Consider the following 20,171-nt stretch of genomic DNA (forward strand, 5'->3'; position numbering starts at 1 on the left):
TGTCTGTTGCTCTGATTTTATGGCGGTTAATTGGTTTTTTATTCTGTCGTCGATCTGGGCATTTTTAGCCATAAGCTAATGTGATGGTTAATTTTGCCTTATGGTTTAGCGTCTGTTTCAGTGGTAAGTTCAAGACAAAGAGAACGTTTGCGTCGCAGCCCCCGGAGCGGCTGCGGTGCTGGGTTTCGTGGTGAACATTTCACCGCGAAAGAGTTGATAGCCCCGCTTATTCAACGAGGAAAAGATGGCTCAACAGACTCCTTTGTACGAACAACACACGCTATGCGGCGCGCGCATGGTTGATTTCCATGGCTGGATGATGCCTCTGCATTACGGTTCTCAGCTCGACGAGCACCACGCTGTTCGCACCGATGCCGGTATGTTTGATGTGTCGCACATGACCATCGTCGACCTGCGCGGCAGTCGCACCCGGGAGTTCTTGCGTTATCTGCTGGCAAACGACGTCGCGAAGCTAACGAAAACCGGTAAAGCCCTTTACTCCGGTATGCTCAATGCGTCGGGCGGTGTGATTGATGACCTGATCGTCTACTACTTCACTGAAGATTTCTTCCGCCTCGTTGTTAACTCCGCCACCCGCGAAAAAGACCTCTCCTGGATAACCCAACACGCTGAACCTTACGCTATCGACATCACCGTTCGTGATGACTTGTCGATGATTGCGGTGCAGGGACCGAATGCTCAGGCTAAAGCAGCCACGCTGTTTACTGAAGAACAGCGCCATGCGGTAGAAGGCATGAAGCCGTTCTTTGGCGTGCAGGCGGGTGATTTGTTTATCGCCACCACCGGCTATACCGGTGAAGCAGGCTATGAAATCGCTCTGCCAAATGAAAAAGCCGCGGATTTCTGGCGGGCGCTGGTCGACGCAGGCGTACAGCCGTGTGGTCTGGGCGCGCGCGATACGCTGCGTCTGGAAGCCGGTATGAACCTGTACAGCCAGGAAATGGACGAGGGTATTTCTCCGCTGGCCGCCAACATGGGCTGGACCATCGCGTGGGAACCGGCTGACCGCGACTTCATTGGTCGCGAAGCGCTGGAAATGCAGCGTGAAAAAGGTCACCAGCAGCTGGTTGGCCTGGTAATGACCGAGAAAGGCGTACTGCGTAATGAACTGCCGGTGCGTTTCACCGATGCTTCCGGTAACCAACATGAAGGCATTATCACCAGCGGTACGTTCTCTCCTACGCTGGGCTACAGCATTGCACTGGCGCGCGTACCTGCGGGTATCGGCGAGACGGCAATCGTGCAGATCCGTAACCGTGAAATGCCGGTAAAAGTGACTAAACCTGTTTTTGTGCGTAACGGCAAAGCCGTCGCGTGATTCATCCTTTTTGGAGATTGATTGATGAGCAACGTACCAGCAGAACTGAAATACAGTAAAGAACACGAATGGCTGCGCAAAGAAGCAGACGGCTCTTACACCGTTGGCATCACCGAACATGCTCAGGAACTGCTGGGTGACATGGTGTTCGTTGACCTGCCAGAAGTGGGTGCCACCGTCAGCGCGGGCGATGACTGCGCGGTTGCGGAATCCGTAAAAGCGGCTTCCGATATCTATGCACCAGTGGGCGGTGAGATTGTGGCTGTGAATGACGCGCTCAGCGACTCCCCGGAGCTGGTGAACAGCGAGCCGTACACCGGCGGCTGGATCTTCAAGATCAAAGCCAGCGACGAAAGCGAAATCGAATCGCTGCTGGATGCCACTGCGTACGAGGCATTGTTAGAAGACGAATAAATACGCTTCATCCTTCACGCTGCAGGTGTGTTGGCTTCCTCGCTCACCCCAGTCACTTACTTATGTAAGCTCCTGGGGACTCTCTGCGTCGCCGCCGTCCTGCAACGCGAATGATTTTGCGTATTCGTTTTCGCACGCGTAGGCCCGGTAAGCGTTAGCGTCACCGGGCAATTGAGTTAGAGACAATCACGATTCACTGCACGTTTCAGGAACCATCGCCCATGACACAGACGTTAAGCCAGCTTGAAAACAGCGGCGCTTTCATTGAACGCCACATCGGACCGGACGCCGCGCAGCAGCAAGAGATGCTGAATGCGGTTGGCGCCGAGTCGTTAAACGCGCTGATCGGCCAGATTGTGCCGAAAGACATTCAGCTCGCAACCCCGCCGCAGGTAGGCGAGGCGGCGACAGAATACGCTGCGCTGGCTGAATTAAAAGCCATCGCCGGGCGTAACAAGCGCTTCACGTCCTATATTGGCATGGGTTACACCGCCGTGCAGTTACCGCCGGTTATCCTGCGCAACATGCTGGAAAACCCTGGCTGGTACACCGCGTATACGCCGTATCAGCCAGAAGTCTCCCAGGGCCGTCTGGAAGCGCTGCTCAACTTCCAGCAGGTGACACTGGATCTGACCGGTCTGGATATGGCTTCCGCTTCTCTGCTGGATGAAGCCACCGCGGCTGCCGAAGCTATGGCGATGGCAAAACGCGTCAGTAAACTGAAAAACGCCAACCGCTTCTTTGTGGCGTCTGATGTTCATCCGCAAACGCTGGATGTTGTCCGCACCCGTGCACAAACCTTTGGCTTTGATGTCATCGTTGACGACGCAGCAAAAGCGCTGGATCACCAGGATGTTTTCGGGGTGCTGCTGCAACAAGTGGGTACGACCGGTGAAGTTCACGACTACAGCACACTGATTGCTGAACTGAAAGCGCGTAAAGTGGTGGTTAGCGTCGCGGCTGATTTTATGGCGCTGGTGCTGCTGACTGCACCGGGCAAACAGGGCGCGGATATCGTGTTCGGCTCCGCTCAACGCTTCGGCGTACCGATGGGCTACGGTGGCCCGCACGCGGCATTCTTTGCAGCCAAAGATGAATTCAAACGCTCCATGCCAGGCCGTATTATCGGCGTCTCCAAAGATGCCGCAGGTAATACCGCACTGCGCATGGCGATGCAGACTCGCGAGCAGCATATCCGCCGTGAGAAAGCGAACTCCAATATTTGTACCTCGCAGGTACTGCTGGCAAACATCGCCAGCCTGTATGCCGTTTACCACGGTCCAGTCGGACTGAAGCGCATTGCGAACCGCATCCACCGCCTGACCGATATTCTGGCCGCGGGTCTGCAACAGAAAGGGTTGAAGCTGCGTCATGCGCACTACTTTGACACCCTGTGTGTCGAAGTCGCTGATAAAGCGGCCGTGCTGGCGCGTGCCGAAGCGGCAGAAATCAACCTGCGCAGCGATATTCATAACGCCGTAGGCATTACGCTCGACGAAACCACCACCCGTGAAAATGTGGTGCAGTTGTTTAATGTTCTGCTGGGCGACAGCCACGGCCTGAACATCGATACGCTGGATAAAGACGTGGCGCTCGACAGCCGTTCTATTCAGGACAGCATGCTGCGTGATGATGCGATCCTGAGTCATCCGGTGTTCAATCGCTACCACAGCGAAACCGAGATGATGCGCTACATGCACTCGCTGGAACGTAAAGATCTGGCGCTGAATCAGGCAATGATCCCACTGGGTTCCTGCACCATGAAGCTGAACGCGGCCGCCGAGATGATCCCTATCACCTGGCCTGAATTTGCTGAACTGCACCCGTTCTGCCCACCTGAGCAGGCGGAAGGGTATCAGCAGATGATTGGTCAGCTTTCTGAGTGGCTGGTAAAACTGACCGGTTATGACGCCGTCTGCATGCAGCCGAACTCCGGCGCACAGGGTGAATATGCGGGCCTGCTGGCGATTCGTCACTATCACGAAAGCCGTAACGAAGGTCATCGCGATATCTGCCTGATCCCGGCCTCTGCTCACGGTACTAACCCGGCTTCCGCCCAGATGGCGGGAATGCAGGTGGTAGTGGTGGCCTGTGATAAAAACGGCAACATCGATCTTGGCGATCTGCGCGAAAAAGCGGCGCAGGCGGGTGAAAACCTGTCCTGCATTATGGTGACCTATCCATCCACCCACGGCGTGTACGAAGAAACGATCCGTGAAGTATGCGAAGTCGTGCATCAGTTTGGCGGCCAGGTTTACCTCGATGGCGCGAACATGAACGCTCAGGTCGGTATCACCACGCCGGGCTTTATTGGCGCGGATGTATCACACCTCAACCTGCATAAAACCTTCTGCATTCCGCACGGCGGCGGCGGCCCGGGTATGGGGCCGATCGGCGTTAAATCGCATCTCGCACCGTTTGTGCCGGGTCACAGTGTGGTACAGATTGAAGGCATGCTCACCCGTCAGGGCGCGGTATCTGCCGCACCGTTCGGTAGCGCCTCCATTCTGCCAATCAGCTGGATGTACATCCGCATGATGGGCGCTGAAGGTCTGAAGCAGGCAAGCCAGGTGGCAATTCTGAATGCCAACTACATTGCCAGCCGTCTGAAAGATGCCTACCCGGTTCTGTATACCGGTCGCGATGGCCGTGTGGCGCACGAGTGTATTCTCGACATTCGTCCACTGAAAGAAGAGACCGGCATCAGCGAGCTGGATATTGCCAAGCGCCTGATCGACTACGGTTTCCATGCGCCAACCATGTCGTTCCCGGTAGCGGGTACGCTGATGGTGGAGCCGACGGAATCTGAAGGTAAAGTGGAATTAGATCGCTTTATTGATGCGATGCTGGCAATCCGCACAGAGATCGATCGTGTGAAAGCAGGCGAGTGGCCACTGGAAGATAACCCGCTGGTTAACGCGCCGCACACCCAGAACGAGCTGGTGGCGGAGTGGAATCACGGTTACAGCCGTGAAATTGCGGTGTTCCCGGCTGGTGTGGCAAATAAATACTGGCCAACGGTGAAACGTCTTGATGACGTTTACGGCGACCGTAACCTGTTCTGCTCCTGCGTGCCGATGAGCGAATATCAGTAACTTTTCCGCGTAGTAAAGCAGTGTATAGGCCGGGTAAGGCGAAGCCGCCTCCCGGCTTTTTCATATCTGGAGGTATTCATGGGAATCGCACTTGTTACTGGCGGAAGTCGCGGTATTGGGCGCGCAACCGCGCTACAGCTGGCAGAAGAGGGCTACACCGTTGCGGTTAACTTCCATCACAATATTCGTGCGGCAACCGAGGTGGTGAATCACATTGCGACAGCAGGCGGCAAAGCATTTGCCCTGCGGGCGGATATCAGCGATGAAAGCCAGGTTGTTGCCATGTTTGAGGGCATCGACCGCGAAGGTGAACCACTGACTGCGCTGGTAAACAATGCCGGGATTTTGTTCGAGCAGAGCACGGTAGAAAATTTTACTGCCGAACGCATCAACCGCGTACTGGCAACCAACGTTACCGGCTATTTCCTGTGTTGTCGGGAAGCGGTTAAGCGGATGTCGTTAAAGCATGGCGGTAAGGGCGGGGCGATTGTTAACGTCTCGTCAGCAGCATCAAGGCTGGGCGCTCCATTCGAATATATCGACTATGCAGCGTCGAAAGGGGCGGTAGATACGTTGACGACGGGGTTAGCGCTGGAGGTGGCGGCGCAGGGGATCCGTGTGAATTGCGTGCGCCCGGGTTTAATCTACACAGAGATGCATGCGTCTGGTGGTGAACCCGGGCGGGTTGATCGCGTAAAGTCGATGTTACCGATGCAGCGTGGCGGGCAGCCGGAAGAGGTGGCGCAGGCGATTACCTGGTTACTGAGCGAGAAGGCGTCTTACGTAACGGGCAGTTTTCTGGAACTGGCGGGCGGGAAGTAGCGCGTTGATTGCCGGATGGCGCATCGCCTATCGGCCTACGGGAAATTAACGTGTAGGCCGGATAAGGCGTTTACGCCGCCATCCGGCAAAAAATCACAGATTCTCGCCGTTGCTGGCGATGACCTCTTTGTACCAGTTGAAGCTTTTTTTGCGTGAACGCGACATGTCACCGGTGCCGTCGTCGTGTTTGTTCACATAGATAAAACCGTAGCGTTTGCTGTACTGGCCGGTGGTGAACGACACGCAGTCGATGCAGCCCCACGGTGTGTAGCCCATTAAATCTACGCCATCGTACGTTACCGCTTTCACCATCTCTTTGACGTGGGCGCGTAGATAGTCGATGCGATAGTCATCGTTGATGCTACCATCTTCTTCTACTTTGTCGTACGCACCAAAGCCGTTTTCAACGATAAACAGCGGCTTCTGATAGCGTTCGTACAGCTCACATAAAGCATAGCGCAGGCCGACGGGATCTATCTGCCAGCCCCAGTCGGAGGCTTTAACGTGTGGGTTGGGGACGCTGCCTTCGAAGCCAGAAATCGCGTCACCGCTGCCACCTTCCGATTTTACGGCGTTGGTCATGTAGTAGCTGAAGCCCAGGTAGTCGCAGGTGCCTTCACGCAGGATCTGTTCGTCGCCAGCTTCCATTTTGATATTGAATTCACGACGTTCCCATTCGTTCAGTACATAAGAGGGGTAATAACCGCGTAGCTGAACGTCGGTGAAGACGTAGCGTTCACGCATCGATTCCTGCGCAAACATCATATCCTCTGGCTTACAGGAGAAGGGGTACAGCGGCACCATCGCCAGCATGCAACCGACTTTCATTTCAGGATTAATGCGCCGTGCCGCCTTCACCGCCAGCGCGCTGGCAACAAACTGGTGATGCAGCACCTGATACAGGGTTTCTTCTGGATTCTCATGCTCGGTGTACACCACGCCGGAACAGCAATAGCCAAATAGCGGTGCACGCCAGTTACGCTGGTTGTTGATCTCATTAAAGGTCATCCAATATTTGACCTTGTGCTTGTAGCGCTCAAAGACCACTTCGGCAAAACGAACGAAGAAATCGACCACTTTTCGGTTGGTCCAGCTACCGTACTGCTGTACCAGATGTAGCGGCATTTCAAAGTGGGAGAGGGTAATGACCGGCTCAATGTTGTACTTGAGCAGCTCGTCAAACATGTCGTCGTAAAATTTCAACCCTTCTTCATTTGGCTGAGTTTCGTCACCTCGCGGGAAGATTCGGGTCCAGGCAATAGACGTACGGAAGCATTTGAAGCCCATTTCAGCAAACAGCTTTATGTCGTCTTTGTAATGGCTGTAAAAATCGACAGCTTCGTGGTTCGGATAGTACTTGCCTGGAATGACGCTCTGGGTTATTTCACGTGGAACACCGTGCGCGCCGCCGGTCAGCACGTCACAAATGCTTGGCCCTTTGCCGCCTTTGTTCCAGCCGCCTTCAACCTGATGCGCCGCAACTGCGCCGCCCCATAAAAAATCTTTCGGTAAAGTCAGTTTTTTCATTTGCGCTCAGTCTCAAATTAATACCATTTGATTTTGAGTCTAACAAAGGAAAGGTAAATGTCACGATATAACAAAATAGGCCTAATGTGATTTGTTACATCAAAAAAACAGATTGTTTTTTTATGCCAATTTTTTCGCCAGTTTGCGACCCAGTGACTCCAGAATATAAATTACGGGGATTTGCGTGGTTATATCATAGACCCCGGCAATGCGGGTTTGTGGCACATGCCAGGAGAGGTTAAAGTCGGCCAGTTTCGCCAGGCGTGAATGCTCGTGGCTGGTAACAGACAACACTTTACAGTTGTGGAGGCTAAACTGGCTGGCGAAACGCAGGATCTCCTCGGTTTCGCCGGAGACGGATAGGACAATTGCCAGCGCGTTTCGGGCCATATCATTGGTCACCGGGAAATAGGGATCGTCAATATGGTTGCTGAATTTCCCGACATTTGAGAAAAATCGCGCACCATATTTAGCTAAGGCGCCGGATGTTCCCGCGCCAACGAATATAATACGCTCGGAGGACAATATAATATCAACAGCCTGATCGAGTAATGTGTCGAATTCGTCGTTATTCACGCTCTTAAAGAAGCTGATTATTTCGCTGGCACCGAAATTAGCCTGTTGCGGTTCATTCTGCTCTAAATATAATTTAAAGCGTACGCGAAACTCAGAGTAGCCCTCACAGTTAAGTTTGCGGCAAAAGCGCAGCACGGTGGTGGTTGAAACCCCTACGGCATCAGCCAGTTCGCGAATGGTCATGTACATGACTTTGTCACGGTTCTTGATGACATAGTTGTAGACCAACATCTCAAGATTGTTGAGACTGGCGATGGCGGCGTGGGAGAACATACTCACAATGGCAAAACTCACTCATCAGACTTCATCTACAGGGAATAATAACATGCAGCCAAATGACATCACTTTTTTTCAGCGTTTCCAGGATGACATTCTGGCCGGACGCAAGACCATCACTATTCGCGATGAGTCTGAGTCCCACTTCAAAACCGGAGACATTCTGCGGGTTGGACGCTTCGAAGATGACGGTTACTTCTGCACTATCGAAGTGGTAGGCACCTCGACCGTGACGTTGGATACGCTGAGTGAAAAACATGCTCAGCAGGAAAATATGCCCCTTGATGAGCTTAAACGCGTGATTACAGAGATCTATCCAAATCAGACGCAGTTTTATGTGATTGATTTTAAACGCGTTTAATTTAATTGGTACACTTGTTAGCTGAAAAATAAAATATAATTAATTGATTTTTATATGTTATTCATTAGTCGATATTTATTTTAGCTAACATGTGTTCACTGGAACCATTCTCAGTTACGCTAGAAGCGCAATCACGAAAGTGTTCGTTTTTTGGAGTAAGCTATGGTTCAGAAGCCATTAATCGCGCAGGGATATTCGCTGGCAGAGGAAATCGCCAACAGCATCAGCCACGGTATCGGGCTGGTGTTTGGTATAGTCGGACTGGTGTTGTTACTGGTTCAGGCTGTGGATACCAATGCCAGTGCTATGGCCATTACCAGCTATAGTCTGTATGGCGGCAGCATGATCTTGCTGTTCCTGGCGTCAACCCTGTATCACGCGATCCCTCACCAGCGAGCGAAAATCTGGCTGAAGAAATTCGACCATTGCGCTATTTATCTGCTGATTGCCGGAACCTATACGCCATTTCTGCTGGTGGGGTTGGACTCACCGTTGGCGCGTGGCCTCATGGTGGTGATCTGGAGCCTGGCGCTGCTCGGTATTCTGTTCAAATTGACCATTGCCCACCGCTTTAAAATTTTGTCGCTGGTGACCTACCTGACCATGGGCTGGCTGTCATTGATTGTGGTGTATCAACTGGCGGTTAAACTGGCCGCTGGGGGCGTAACGTTGCTGGCGGTGGGGGGCGTGGTCTACTCACTGGGCGTGATTTTCTATGTCTGCAAGCGTATCCCTTACAACCATGCCATCTGGCATGGATTTGTGCTGGGCGGCAGCGTGTGCCATTTTCTGGCTATCTATCTGTACGTGGGGCAGGCGTAATCATCATTGCCCGGTGGCACTGCGCTTACCGGGCCTACAAAACCCTCGACCCGGTAAGGTGAAGTCGCTACCTGGCGATTTACTCTTCCAGCGAATACGGCAGTGGTACTATATGCAGCGTTTTCGCGTCGTCGCGCACGCGGAATACGCTGTCGGCTTCCATATCGTTATTCATCACTACCTGCACCAGTACCTGACCGTCCGCCAGTTTTACTGCCGCAAGTACGGTGCCGGTTCGGCGCCAGTTCTCACCCATTTTCAGTTCCAGGTCTTCACCCGCTTCCGGCACCCGGCTGGCAGAACCTGCCAGTGTCCACAGCGCACGTTTGTTGGCACCGCGGAATTTCGCCCGTGCGACCATTTCCTGGCCGGTATAGCAGCCTTTTTTGAAGCTGATTCCGCCTAATGCCTGCAGGTTAGTGGCCTGTGGAATGAACTGCCCGCTGTTTGCGGTATCAATCACCGCGATACCGGCTTCGATATCCAGTACCAGCCACTGCTGGCTGTTGTTCAACTCCGCTTCACCACGCAGTTTTTCGACCAGGGTTTCCGCTGTGGCTGCATCGGTAATCAGCAGGAAGCGTTCGGCTGGGTGTTCAAACCACAATATCGTGGAAGAGCCTTCGGTAATCACCTGCTTATCGCGGGTTGGCAATTCGCTAAAGAGATTGTCCAGTGCGGCACGCGCCTGGAATCCGGCAATGCCCAACAGCACGCGTTCGTCGTCAGGCGCAATTACCACTTTAGAGAATACGGCATATTTTTTCAGCTCGGTAAGCTGGGCATCGCGCAGGCTACGGCGCTCAAGCCACGCGAAGCCTTCACCCAGGCGGAAGAGGCGCAGGTTGCTCCACATTTTGCCTTTGGCATCGCAGTGGGCAGCCAGTACATGCTGATGTTCGGCCAGTTGACTGACATCAGCAGTAACCTGGCCCTGAATATACTTCTCACTGTCGGTGCCGGTAATGGTCGCGAGCGCCCAGTCATCAAGCGTCATCAGCGTCAGAGGCAAACGCGTTGACGCACAAGGCTGACGAGGGGGAAACGATGTAAAAGCCATAATAATGTCCTGATTTGCTTAACGCCATAATAGTGACTAATGGTAAAAGAGCTATGGCCTATTGCAAGCGGTTTAAACATCCTGATTGTGCCATATTTAAGCTTTGCGAGGAGACATCCACAATTGATGAACCCTTTGACTTAATGTGGTTTTATTTAGCGATCGTGCTTCCGTTTACTGATATTCCCGCAAAAGAGCATGAAAAACACGTTACAATAGCCGGGTACTTCGTTTTCGCGAGACAGGAAGAAGAACATGGATATTAACAACAAAGCACGTATTCATTGGGCATGCCGTCGCGGTATGCGTGAGCTGGACATTTCGATCATGCCGTTTTTCGAACATGAGTATGACAACTTAAGTGATGACGAAAAACGCATCTTTATCCGTTTGCTGGAATGTGATGACCCCGATTTATTTAACTGGTTGATGAATCACGGGAAGCCGGCTGATGAGCAGCTGGAGCAAATGGTACGGCTTATCCAGACACGGAATCGGGAACGTGGTCCAGTGGCAATCTGATTTACGCGTCTCCTGGCGCGCACAGTGGATTTCGCTGCTCATTCATGGGCTAGTGGCGGTGCTCATTTTATTGATGCCATGGCCACTGAGTTACACCCCATTATGGTTGATTTTGCTCTCTCTGGTGGTGTTCGATTGCGTGCGCAGTCAGCGCCGTATTAACGCTTGTCAGGGAGAGATTAGACTATTAATGGATGGCCGCCTGCGTTGGCAAGGGCAAGAGTGGACGATTGTTAGCGCACCCTGGATGATAAAAACGGGCATGATGTTGCGTTTGCGGTCAAGTACAGGAAAACGTCAGCATCTGTGGCTGGCGGCGGACAGTATGGATGATGCCGAGTGGCGGGATTTGCGTCGGTTGATATTACAGCAGAAATAGCGCTGACGGTAAGGTTACAGACCTTCACCGTCAGTCAGCAGACGATCAGGACCAGTGTTCGGCCATTTCGCCAAGAATTTGCTCACACCATGCCTGGATGCGCTCATCGCTAAGGTCGTACTGGTTGGTTTCATCCAGCGCAAGGCCGACAAACAGTTGCCCATCGGCAATAACAGGTTTATCGCTGGTAAATTCATAGCCTTCTGTTGGCCAGTAACCGACAAACTTCACCCCTTTCGTGACCAGCTTGTCGTGCAGCATTCCCAGTGCATCCAGGAACCATTCGCCGTAACCCAACTGATCGCCCATGCCGTAGAGAGCAACAATTTTGCCTTCCAGGTTGAGGTCATCCAACCGATCCCAGACGGCTTCCCAGTCCTCCTGGATTTCGCCGAAATCCCAGGTCGGGATACCTAAAATGAGCACGTCATACTGCTCCATTAAGGTCGGGGAATCATCCTTGAGGTTGTGTAATGTCACCAGCTCGGGACCAAGAATATCGCGGATTTTCTCTGCTGCCATCTCGGTGTAGCACGTGCTGGAACCGTAAAAAAGACCCATGTTCATTACTAAACGTCTCAATTCTGCTGTAGCGTTGCGCGTAGTGTATCAGAATCGCCGCAATCACGGCACAATGAGGCATAATGCATCAAAAATGAGAATGAAATAAGGGGCGCGAGTGGAACAAGATCTGGCGCGCATCGAGCAATTTCTTGATGCCCTGTGGCTGGAACGCAATCTGGCGGAAAACACATTAAGTGCGTATCGTCGCGATCTAACCATGCTTATTGAATGGCTACACCATCGCGGTGTTTCTCTGGCGACGGTACACTGCGATGACCTGCAAGCACTGTTGGCCGAGCGAATGGAGGGGGGGTATAAAGCCACCAGTTCCGCGCGTTTGTTAAGTGCAATGCGGCGCTTTTTTCAGCATCTCTATCGCGAGAAATTCCGCGATGATGATCCCAGCGCGTCTCTGGCTTCACCGAAGCTGCCACAGCGTCTGCCAAAAGATCTCAGTGAGGCGCAGGTCGAGCGGCTGCTGCAGGCACCGCTGATTGACCAGCCGCTGGAACTCCGAGACAAAGCCATGCTCGAAGTCTTATATGCCACCGGTTTGCGCGTTTCTGAGCTGGTGGGGCTGACGATGAGTGATGTCAGCCTGCGTCAGGGCGTTGTGCGGGTCATTGGTAAAGGTAATAAAGAGCGGCTGGTACCGTTGGGTGAAGAAGCCGTGTACTGGCTGGAAACCTATCTGGAGCACGGACGACCATGGTTGCTGAATGGCGTCTCAATTGATGTGCTGTTTCCCAGCCAGCGTGCGCAGCAGATGACACGCCAGACCTTCTGGCATCGAATTAAACACTATGCTGTGTTAGCGGGAATCGACAGCGAGAAGCTGTCGCCGCACGTACTGCGGCATGCTTTTGCCACGCATTTGCTGAACCATGGCGCTGATTTGCGCGTGGTGCAGATGCTGCTTGGTCATAGCGATCTCTCTACCACACAAATTTATACCCATGTCGCAACGGAGCGCTTGCGTCAATTACATCAACAGCATCACCCACGTGCGTGAGTGCTGACAGGAAAGGATAGGTTATGAAAAAAAGTTTTATGATGCTCACCCTGCTGGCGACGGCGTTTTCAGGCATGGTGCAGGCAGACGACGCGGCAATTCGTCAGTCATTAACGAAGCTGGGTGTACAAAGCACTGAAATTCAACCCGCTCCTATTGCAGGAATGAAAACTGTACTGACCAACAGCGGCGTGTTGTACGTCACCGAAGACGGCAAGCACATTATTCAGGGACCGATGTATGACGTGAGCGGTGCAAGTCCGGTTAACGTCACCAATCAACTGCTGATGAAGCAGCTGAACGCGCTGGAAAAAGAGATGATCATCTATAAAGCGCCGCAGGAAAAACATGTTATTACCATTTTCACCGACATCACCTGCGGTTATTGTCACAAGCTGCATGAAGAGATGAAAGACTACAACGCGCTGGGAATTACCGTGCGTTATCTGGCCTTCCCTCGTCAGGGACTGGAAAGCCAGGCCGAGCAGGACATGAAGTCCATCTGGTGTGCGTCAGACAAAAACAAAGCGTTTGATGATGCCATGGCGGGTAAAAGCGTGAAACCGGCAACTTGTGATGTGGATATTGCGGATCACTACGCGCTGGGCGTGCAGTTTGGCGTTAGCGGCACGCCAGCGATCGTCCTGAGCAATGGCTATGTTGTTCCTGGCTATCAGGGTCCGAAAGAGATGAAAGCGTTCCTCGACGCGCACCAAAAACAGACCAGCGGTAAATAATTCGCGTGAAACAACAGATACAACTTCGTCGTCGTGAAGCCGACGAGACTAGCGACCTGCCTGCCGATCTGCCGCCGCTATTACGTCGTTTGTACGCCAGTCGCGGTGTGCGCAGCGCGCAGGAGCTTGAGCGTAGCGTCAAAGGCATGTTGCCGTGGCAGCAATTGAGCGGTGTCGAAAAGGCGGTGGAGATCCTCTATAACGCTTTTCGTGAAGGTACCCGCATTATCGTGGTGGGGGATTTTGACGCCGATGGCGCAACCAGCACGGCGCTAAGCATCCTGGCGATGCGGGCGTTGGGCTGCAGCAACATTGACTACCTGGTGCCCAACCGTTTTGAAGACGGTTATGGTTTGAGCCCGGAAGTGGTGGATCAGGCACATGCCCGGGGCGCTCAGCTGATCGTCACCGTCGACAACGGCATCTCTTCCCATTCCGGCGTTGAGCATGCCAGAACGCTGGGGATCCCGGTAGTGGTTACCGATCACCACCTGCCAGGAGAGACCCTGCCGGGCGCAGTGGCGATTATCAATCCTAACCTGCACGACTGTACATTCCCGTCTAAATCACTGGCGGGCGTCGGCGTGGCTTTTTATCTGATGCTGGCGCTACGTACTTTTCTGCGTGATAAAGGCTGGTTTGATGAGCGCGGTATCACTCCGCCAAACCTCGCGGATCTGCTTGATCTGGTTGCGCTAGGTACGGTGGCCGATGTTGTCCCTCTGGACGCTAATAACCGTATCCTGACGTGGCAAGGCTTGAGCCGTATTCGCGCGGGAAAATGTCGTCCAGGCATTAAAGCGCTGCTTGAGATTTCGAATCGCGACCCGCAAAAATTGGCCGCCAGCGACTTAGGCTTTGCGCTGGGGCCGCGTCTGAATGCGGCAGGCCGCCTGGATGATATGTCTGTTGGCGTAGCGCTGTTGCTGTGCGACAACATTGGCGACGCGCGGGTGCTTGCCAGTGAACTGGATGCACTCAATCAGACGCGGAAAGAGATAGAGCAGGGCATGCAGACGGAAGCGCTGACCCTGTGCGAGAAGCTTGAGCGTAGCAGCGAAACGCTACCTGGTGGGCTGGCAATGTATCACCCTGAGTGGCATCAGGGCGTGGTAGGGATTCTGGCGTCACGCATTAAAGAGCGCTTTCACCGTCCGGTGATCGCCTTTGCACCGGCTGGAGACGGCACCCTTAAAGGGTCGGGGCGCTCGATTCAGGGCCTGCACATGCGTGACGCGCTGGAGCGACTGGATACCCTTTACCCAGGCATGATCATTAAGTTCGGCGGCCATGCCATGGCGGCTGGTTTATCGCTGGAAGAAGCACAGTTTGAGTGCTTCCAGCAGCGTTTTGGTGAGCTGGTGACCGAGTGGCTCGATCCCGCCTTACTGCAGGGCGAAGTGGTCTCCGATGGCCCGCTAAGCGCGGCGGAGATGACCATGGAGGTCGCGCAAATGCTGCGTGATGCCGGGCCGTGGGGGCAAATGTTCCCGGAGCCGCTGTTTGACGGGCGTTTTCGTCTTCTTCAGCAGCGTCTGGTTGGGGAGCGTCACCTGAAGGTGATGGTCGAGCCCGTCGACGGCGGACCGCTGCTGGACGGCATTGCGTTTAACGTTGATACCGCTATCTGGCCGGATAACGGCGTACGTGAAGTTACGTTGGCCTACAAGCTGGATATTAACGAGTTTCGCGGCAACCGCTCATTGCAAATTATTATCGATAATATCTGGCCACTTTAGCGTCACTATATCTATAAAAAAGAGCGTGAATTGGTTACAATCCCGCTCTTATAACCGCATTTTGACTCGTCCAATAAAAGAAAACAGACCATGTTTGAAATTAATCCGGTAAATAACCGCATTCAGGACCTCACGGAACGCTCTGACGTTCTTAGGGGGTATCTTTGACTATGATGCCAAGAAAGAGCGTCTGGAAGAAGTAAACGCCGAGCTGGAACAGCCGGACGTCTGGAACGAACCCGAACGCGCGCAGGCGCTGGGCAAAGAACGTTCTTCCCTTGAGGCCATTGTCGACACGCTCGACCAAATGAGCCAGGGCCTGGAAGATGTCTCCGGCCTGTTGGAACTGGCTGTAGAAGCCGACGACGAAGAAACCTTTAACGAAGCCGTTGCTGAACTCGATACGCTGGAAGAAAAGCTGGCGCAGCTGGAATTCCGTCGTATGTTCTCCGGCGAATATGATAGCGCAGATTGCTATCTCGATATTCAGGCCGGTTCTGGCGGCACCGAAGCGCAGGACTGGGCCAGCATGCTGACGCGCATGTATCTGCGCTGGGCCGAAGCGCGCGGTTTTAAAACTGAAATTATCGAAGAGTCGGAAGGTGAAGTGGCGGGCATTAAGTCCGTGACCATCAAGATTATCGGCGATTATGCCTATGGCTGGCTGCGTACCGAAACCGGCGTCCATCGCCTGGTGCGTAAGAGCCCGTTCGATTCCGGCGGCCGCCGCCACACCTCTTTCAGCTCTGCGTTCGTTTACCCGGAAGTGGATGACGATATTGATATCGAAATCAACCCGGCAGACCTGCGCATCGATGTTTACCGCGCCTCAGGTGCGGGTGGTCAGCACGTTAACCGTACAGAATCTGCGGTGCGTATTACCCACATCCCGACCGGAATTGTGACACAGTGCCAGAACGACCGTTCCCAGCACAAGAACAAAGACCAGGCCATGAAGCAGATGAAAGCGAAGCTTTATGAACTGGAAATGCAGAAGAAGAATGCCGAGAAGCAGGCGATGGAAGACACCAAGTCTGACATCGGCTGGGGTAGCCAGATTCGTTCTTATGTCCTTGATGACTCCCGCATCAAAGATCTGCGTACCGGGGTTGAAACCCGTAATACGCAGGCGGTGCTGGATGGCAGCCTGGATCAATTTATCGAAGCAAGTTTGAAAGCAGGGTTATGAGGAACCAACATGTCTGAACAACACGCACAGGGCGCTGACGCGGTAGCCGACCTTAACAATGAACTGAAAACGCGCCGTGAGAAGCTGGCTAACCTGCGCGAGCAGGGGATCCCGTTCCCGAACGATTTCCGTCGCGATCACACCTCAGACCAACTGCACGCTGACTTCGACGCGAAAGAAAACGAAGAGCTGGAAGCGCTGAACATTGAGGTATCCGTTGCCGGTCGTATGATGACTCGCCGCATTATGGGTAAAGCCTCATTCGTCACGCTGCAGGACGTTGGTGGCCGTATTCAGCTGTACGTTGCGCGCGACGATCTGCCGGAAGGCGTTTACAACGAGCAGTTCAAAAAATGGGATCTGGGCGATATCCTCGGCGCGAAAGGTAAGTTGTTTAAGACCAAAACCGGCGAGCTGTCCATCCATTGCACCGAGCTGCGTCTGCTGACTAAAGCGCTGCGTCCGCTGCCGGACAAATTCCACGGCCTGCAGGATCAGGAAGCGCGTTATCGTCAGCGCTACCTGGATCTCATCTCTAACGATGAATCTCGCAACACCTTTAAAGTACGCTCACAGATCATGGCGGGTATCCGTCAGTTCATGGTCGGCCGCGGCTTTATGGAAGTGGAAACTCCGATGATGCAGGTGATCCCAGGCGGTGCTGCTGCACGCCCGTTCATCACCCATCATAACGCGCTGGATCTGGACATGTACCTGCGTATCGCGCCGGAACTGTACCTCAAGCGTCTGGTGGTTGGCGGCTTCGAACGCGTGTTCGAAATTAACCGTAACTTCCGTAACGAAGGCATCTCCGTTCGTCATAACCCAGAGTTCACCATGATGGAACTCTATATGGCTTATGCAGACTACAAAGACCTGATCGAACTGACCGAATCGCTGTTCCGTACGCTGGCGCAGGACGTTCTGGGAACCACCGAAGTGCCTTACGGCGAAGAGGTCTTCGACTTTGGTAAACCGTTCGAAAAACTGACCATGCGTGAAGCCATTCAGAAATACCGTCCGGAAACCAACATGGCGGATCTGGATAACTTCGACTCTGCTAAAGCGATTGCTGAATCTATCGGCATCAAGGTTGAGAAGAGCTGGGGTCTGGGTCGTATCGTGACGGAGATCTTTGAAGAAGTAGCGGAAGCGCACCTGATTCAGCCGACCTTCATTACCGAGTACCCGGCAGAGGTTTCTCCGCTGGCACGTCGTAACGATGACAACCCGGAAATTACTGACCGCTTCGAATTCTTCATTGGTGGACGCGAAATCGGTAACGGTTTCAGCGAGCTGAACGATGCCGAAGATCAGGCGCAGCGTTTCCAGGATCAGGTTAACGCCAAAGATGCGGGTGATGACGAAGCTATGTTCTACGACGAAGACTACGTTACCGCTCTGGAACACGGTCTGCCGCCGACAGCCGGTCTGGGGATTGGTATCGACCGTATGGTTATGCTGTTCACCAACAGTCATACCATCCGCGACGTGATCCTGTTCCCGGCGATGCGTCCGGTTAAGTAAGATGTGAAATGCCGGATCGCGCTACGCTTTTCCGGCCTACGAGAAGCATGATTTGTAGGCCGGATAAAACGCTTTCGCGTTGCCATCCGGCAATCAATTACGGTTAGCAAACTCGCGCAATAATTCTCGTGCTTTATCATTCGATGCCTGCATTACCATCCACGGGCTGAAGGCCCACGGCGTGGCATCCAGCGCACGCAAGATATCCTCAAGTTCACTCCACTGCTCATCCATTACTTCATCCGCGTTTGACCGTATCGCACTGATAACTCGGGCGGCATAGACCGGGCAAACTTCGTTTTCCACAATCCCACTGGGATCTGCGGCGCGGTAACGAAAATCAGGATGGACGGGCGTGAGTTCGGCTACCTCCACGCCCAGTTCGAAGCGAGCGCGACGGATAATGGCGTCTGCAGTCGTTTCACCGGACTGTGGATGGCCGCAGACCGAGTTAGTCCAGACGCCCGGCCAGGCTTTTTTGTGTAGCGAGCGCCGAGTCACCAACAACTGGCCCTGGTCGTTAAAGAGCCAGCAGGAGAAGGCAGAGTGTAGGGGCGTTGTAGCGGTATGCGCCGCATACTTTTCCAGTGTTCCGCAGGGCTGGTCCTGCTCATTCAACAAAATGACATGTTCCTGTCGCATCGCATCCACCATTAATCCTGAGCATCACTATTATATGCCTAATTGTGGCCGATTGATTATCCGTTGGTGTGAAATGCCTGAACGGACGATTCGTGCCGCGATATGATTTGGCATCCGGCATCGGACTGCTATGATAAAGCGTCTTAAAATGTTGCGAGGAATTGTTTTGAGTGCGGGACGCCTGATGAGAAAACGCTTTGTTATCACAATAATGTTGCTGAGCAGCCTGATCGTCGCGGGATGTTCAAGCTCATCTGATTCCGGTTCTGGTTCTACCTATACCGTTAAGCGTGGAGATACTCTGTATGGTATTTCACGTGCGACAGGGACCAGCGTCAAAGAGATCGCGCGCCTGAACAACATTTCTCCCCCCTATACCATAGAAGTTGGGCAAAAGCTTAAGGTCAGCGGTGGCGCGAAAACCAGCACGGCATCGGCGAAAACAAAATCTAAATCGAAATCCTCCACCAAAACGGCAGCAGTCAGACCGTCTTCTTCTGTGCCACAGTCAGCCTGGCCTCCGGTAGGGCAACGCTGTTGGCAGTGGCCAGCGAGTGGGAAGGTGATACTGCCATACTCCACGGCTGAAGGTGGCAACAAGGGGATTGATATCTCTGCCGCGCGCGGCACGCCTGTTTATGCGGCTGGAGCCGGGAAGGTGGTCTATGTCGGCAATCAGCTGCGCGGCTACGGCAACCTTGTGATGATTAAACATGGTGAAGATTACATTACCGCCTACGCCCATAACGACACGCTGTTGGTTAACAACGGCCAAACAGTGAAGGCCGGGCAGAAAATTGCCACCATGGGCAGCTCTGATGCGGCTTCGGTGCGCCTGCATTTCCAGATCCGTTATCGCGCTACGGCTATCGATCCGCAGCGCTATTTGCCGCCGCAGGGCAGCAAGCCAAAATGCTGACGGTGAATTAATCGCCAGTCAGTCGAACAGCCCCTTGCCAGGAAGTGTGTAAGGTTTATAATCCCTTACGCACTTCAATGCGGGCGTAGTTCAATGGTAGAACGAGAGCTTCCCAAGCTCTATACGAGGGTTCGATTCCCTTCGCCCGCTCCATGACACTTCTTAAAGTATTCTAACCTACTGAATCCCTTGGGATATGGCTTAAAGCCTCCTTGCAGAGTTACTTACTGTAACCCACTGTGTAACCCTCTCAGGGCATACAGACATATGATTCAGCTATCCAGCAGTCACAAACTTCCAGCCGTCTCCTATCTCTACCAGCGTAACGGCGTCTACTACTTCCGTCTTCGGGTCAGACAATCAAACAATGATAGAATGACCTCAGTATCATTACGGACCAAGGATAGACGTACCGCTATGGCTCACTCAAGGCACATCAAGGCAGCACTCAAGGCAATACACGCAGACAGACCCAACGCTACCTATGAGGAGATGAGGGGCCACCTTAAGGACATCGCTGAGTGGGAACTATCGACGGGCCGCTCTGACCTCTTCGAGCCTGACATGAGGGAAACATATAGCGGGCTTTATTCAGAACTTGGTGGGAACCTTGTTGATGCACTAGCCTGTGAACCCCTTAGCATTGACC

At 53.3% G+C, this 20,171-nt stretch carries 19 protein-coding genes, 1 tRNA gene and 1 pseudogene; 16 read left to right on the plus strand and 5 right to left on the minus strand.

Going from position 1 to position 20,171, the window contains the following annotated elements; translation table 11 throughout:
* Positions 1-244 precede the first annotated feature (244 nt).
* The 4 genes from gcvT (at position 245) to QNN86_RS19660 (ending at position 5,670) form a co-directional block, all read left to right on the plus strand.
* On the plus strand, positions 245-1,339 hold the full coding sequence (gcvT, locus tag QNN86_RS19645; protein ID WP_182269210.1) for a glycine cleavage system aminomethyltransferase GcvT: 1,095 nt from the start codon (positions 245-247) through the stop codon (positions 1,337-1,339).
* A 24-nt stretch (positions 1,340-1,363) separates the two neighbouring features.
* The gene (gene gcvH / locus QNN86_RS19650; RefSeq protein WP_045447282.1) at positions 1,364-1,753 is read left to right on the plus strand and encodes a glycine cleavage system protein GcvH; all 390 of its coding nucleotides are present in this window, start codon (positions 1,364-1,366) and stop codon (positions 1,751-1,753) included.
* A gap of 221 nt (positions 1,754-1,974) precedes the next feature.
* Positions 1,975-4,848: an aminomethyl-transferring glycine dehydrogenase gene (gene gcvP / locus QNN86_RS19655; RefSeq protein ID WP_181625701.1), complete on the plus strand. Its 2,874-nt coding sequence runs from the start codon at positions 1,975-1,977 to the stop codon at positions 4,846-4,848.
* 78 nt (positions 4,849-4,926) lie between these two features.
* A complete protein-coding gene (locus QNN86_RS19660) occupies positions 4,927-5,670 on the plus strand; it encodes an SDR family oxidoreductase (protein WP_181617801.1) in 744 nt (247 codons plus the stop codon).
* A 93-nt stretch (positions 5,671-5,763) separates the two neighbouring features.
* On the opposite strand, the gene bglA is transcribed toward QNN86_RS19660, so the two are convergent.
* Both bglA and QNN86_RS19670 read right to left on the minus strand, forming a co-directional pair.
* Positions 5,764-7,197, minus strand: coding sequence for a 6-phospho-beta-glucosidase BglA (gene bglA, locus QNN86_RS19665; RefSeq protein WP_414212247.1), 1,434 nt, complete (start codon positions 7,195-7,197; stop codon positions 5,764-5,766).
* A gap of 120 nt (positions 7,198-7,317) precedes the next feature.
* Positions 7,318-8,046 carry a MurR/RpiR family transcriptional regulator gene (locus QNN86_RS19670; protein ID WP_414212251.1) on the minus strand — a complete coding sequence of 243 codons (729 nt, stop codon included), beginning with the start codon at positions 8,044-8,046 and terminating at the stop codon, positions 7,318-7,320.
* Positions 8,047-8,098: 52 nt separating this feature from the next.
* On the opposite strand from QNN86_RS19670, the gene yqfB reads away from it, so the two are divergent.
* Together yqfB and trhA are read left to right on the plus strand one after the other, a co-directional pair.
* Positions 8,099-8,410 carry a N(4)-acetylcytidine aminohydrolase gene (gene yqfB, locus QNN86_RS19675; RefSeq protein ID WP_181617799.1) on the plus strand — a complete coding sequence of 104 codons (312 nt, stop codon included), beginning with the start codon at positions 8,099-8,101 and terminating at the stop codon, positions 8,408-8,410.
* Between the two features lie 162 nt (positions 8,411-8,572).
* Complete coding sequence (gene trhA, locus QNN86_RS19680) at positions 8,573-9,232, plus strand: PAQR family membrane homeostasis protein TrhA (RefSeq protein ID WP_181617798.1); 660 nt, start codon at positions 8,573-8,575, stop codon at positions 9,230-9,232.
* 79 nt (positions 9,233-9,311) lie between these two features.
* Here the strand turns inward: trhA and ygfZ are convergent, their stop codons facing one another.
* On the minus strand, positions 9,312-10,292 hold the full coding sequence (ygfZ, locus tag QNN86_RS19685; protein ID WP_414212248.1) for a tRNA-modifying protein YgfZ: 981 nt from the start codon (positions 10,290-10,292) through the stop codon (positions 9,312-9,314).
* Positions 10,293-10,547: 255 nt separating this feature from the next.
* On the opposite strand from ygfZ, the gene sdhE reads away from it, so the two are divergent.
* Positions 10,548-10,814, plus strand: a complete 267-nt coding sequence (gene sdhE, locus QNN86_RS19690) for an FAD assembly factor SdhE (protein ID WP_181617796.1) — start codon at positions 10,548-10,550, stop codon at positions 10,812-10,814.
* Positions 10,795-11,193, plus strand: coding sequence for a protein YgfX (locus tag QNN86_RS19695; RefSeq protein WP_181617795.1), 399 nt, complete (start codon positions 10,795-10,797; stop codon positions 11,191-11,193). The genes sdhE and QNN86_RS19695 overlap by 20 nt, the downstream gene beginning before the upstream one ends.
* A 45-nt stretch (positions 11,194-11,238) precedes the next feature.
* On the opposite strand, the gene fldB is transcribed toward QNN86_RS19695, so the two are convergent.
* Positions 11,239-11,760, minus strand: a complete 522-nt coding sequence (fldB, locus tag QNN86_RS19700) for a flavodoxin FldB (protein ID WP_181617794.1) — start codon at positions 11,758-11,760, stop codon at positions 11,239-11,241.
* Between the two features lie 112 nt (positions 11,761-11,872).
* Between fldB and xerD the strand changes: the two genes are divergently transcribed.
* From xerD to lysS, 5 genes are all read left to right on the plus strand, one after another.
* Entirely contained in the window at positions 11,873-12,769 is an 897-nt protein-coding gene (gene xerD, locus QNN86_RS19705; RefSeq protein ID WP_181617793.1) for a site-specific tyrosine recombinase XerD, read from the plus strand.
* 23 nt (positions 12,770-12,792) lie between these two features.
* Positions 12,793-13,506 (plus strand): bifunctional protein-disulfide isomerase/oxidoreductase DsbC, encoded by a 714-nt coding sequence (gene dsbC, locus QNN86_RS19710; protein ID WP_181617792.1) that lies wholly within the window; start codon positions 12,793-12,795, stop codon positions 13,504-13,506.
* A gap of 5 nt (positions 13,507-13,511) precedes the next feature.
* Positions 13,512-15,245, plus strand: a complete 1,734-nt coding sequence (gene recJ / locus QNN86_RS19715; RefSeq protein ID WP_182269215.1) for a single-stranded-DNA-specific exonuclease RecJ — start codon at positions 13,512-13,514, stop codon at positions 15,243-15,245.
* Positions 15,246-15,335: 90 nt separating this feature from the next.
* A protein-coding gene (prfB, locus tag QNN86_RS19720; protein WP_181617790.1) for a peptide chain release factor 2 occupies positions 15,336-16,434 on the plus strand; the annotation gives its coding sequence in 2 pieces (ribosomal slippage) (positions 15,336-15,410 and positions 15,412-16,434; 1,098 coding nt in all).
* A 9-nt stretch (positions 16,435-16,443) separates the two neighbouring features.
* The gene (gene lysS / locus QNN86_RS19725; RefSeq protein WP_182269216.1) at positions 16,444-17,961 is read left to right on the plus strand and encodes a lysine--tRNA ligase; all 1,518 of its coding nucleotides are present in this window, start codon (positions 16,444-16,446) and stop codon (positions 17,959-17,961) included.
* A 93-nt stretch (positions 17,962-18,054) separates the two neighbouring features.
* Here the strand turns inward: lysS and idi are convergent, their stop codons facing one another.
* On the minus strand, positions 18,055-18,603 hold the full coding sequence (idi, locus tag QNN86_RS19730) for an isopentenyl-diphosphate Delta-isomerase (RefSeq protein ID WP_181617788.1): 549 nt from the start codon (positions 18,601-18,603) through the stop codon (positions 18,055-18,057).
* 160 nt (positions 18,604-18,763) lie between these two features.
* Between idi and actS the strand changes: the two genes are divergently transcribed.
* The 3 genes and pseudogenes from actS to QNN86_RS19745 form a co-directional block, all read left to right on the plus strand.
* A complete protein-coding gene (gene actS / locus QNN86_RS19735) occupies positions 18,764-19,522 on the plus strand; it encodes an amidase activator ActS (protein ID WP_181619514.1) in 759 nt (252 codons plus the stop codon).
* A 79-nt stretch (positions 19,523-19,601) separates the two neighbouring features.
* A tRNA-Gly gene (locus QNN86_RS19740) sits at positions 19,602-19,675 on the plus strand.
* A 114-nt stretch (positions 19,676-19,789) separates the two neighbouring features.
* Positions 19,790-20,171: pseudogene (locus tag QNN86_RS19745) on the plus strand (integrase); the annotation flags it as partial.

It is taken from the genome of Citrobacter sp. C348, assembly GCF_047467975.1.
Classification (GTDB): domain Bacteria; phylum Pseudomonadota; class Gammaproteobacteria; order Enterobacterales; family Enterobacteriaceae; genus Citrobacter; species Citrobacter gillenii.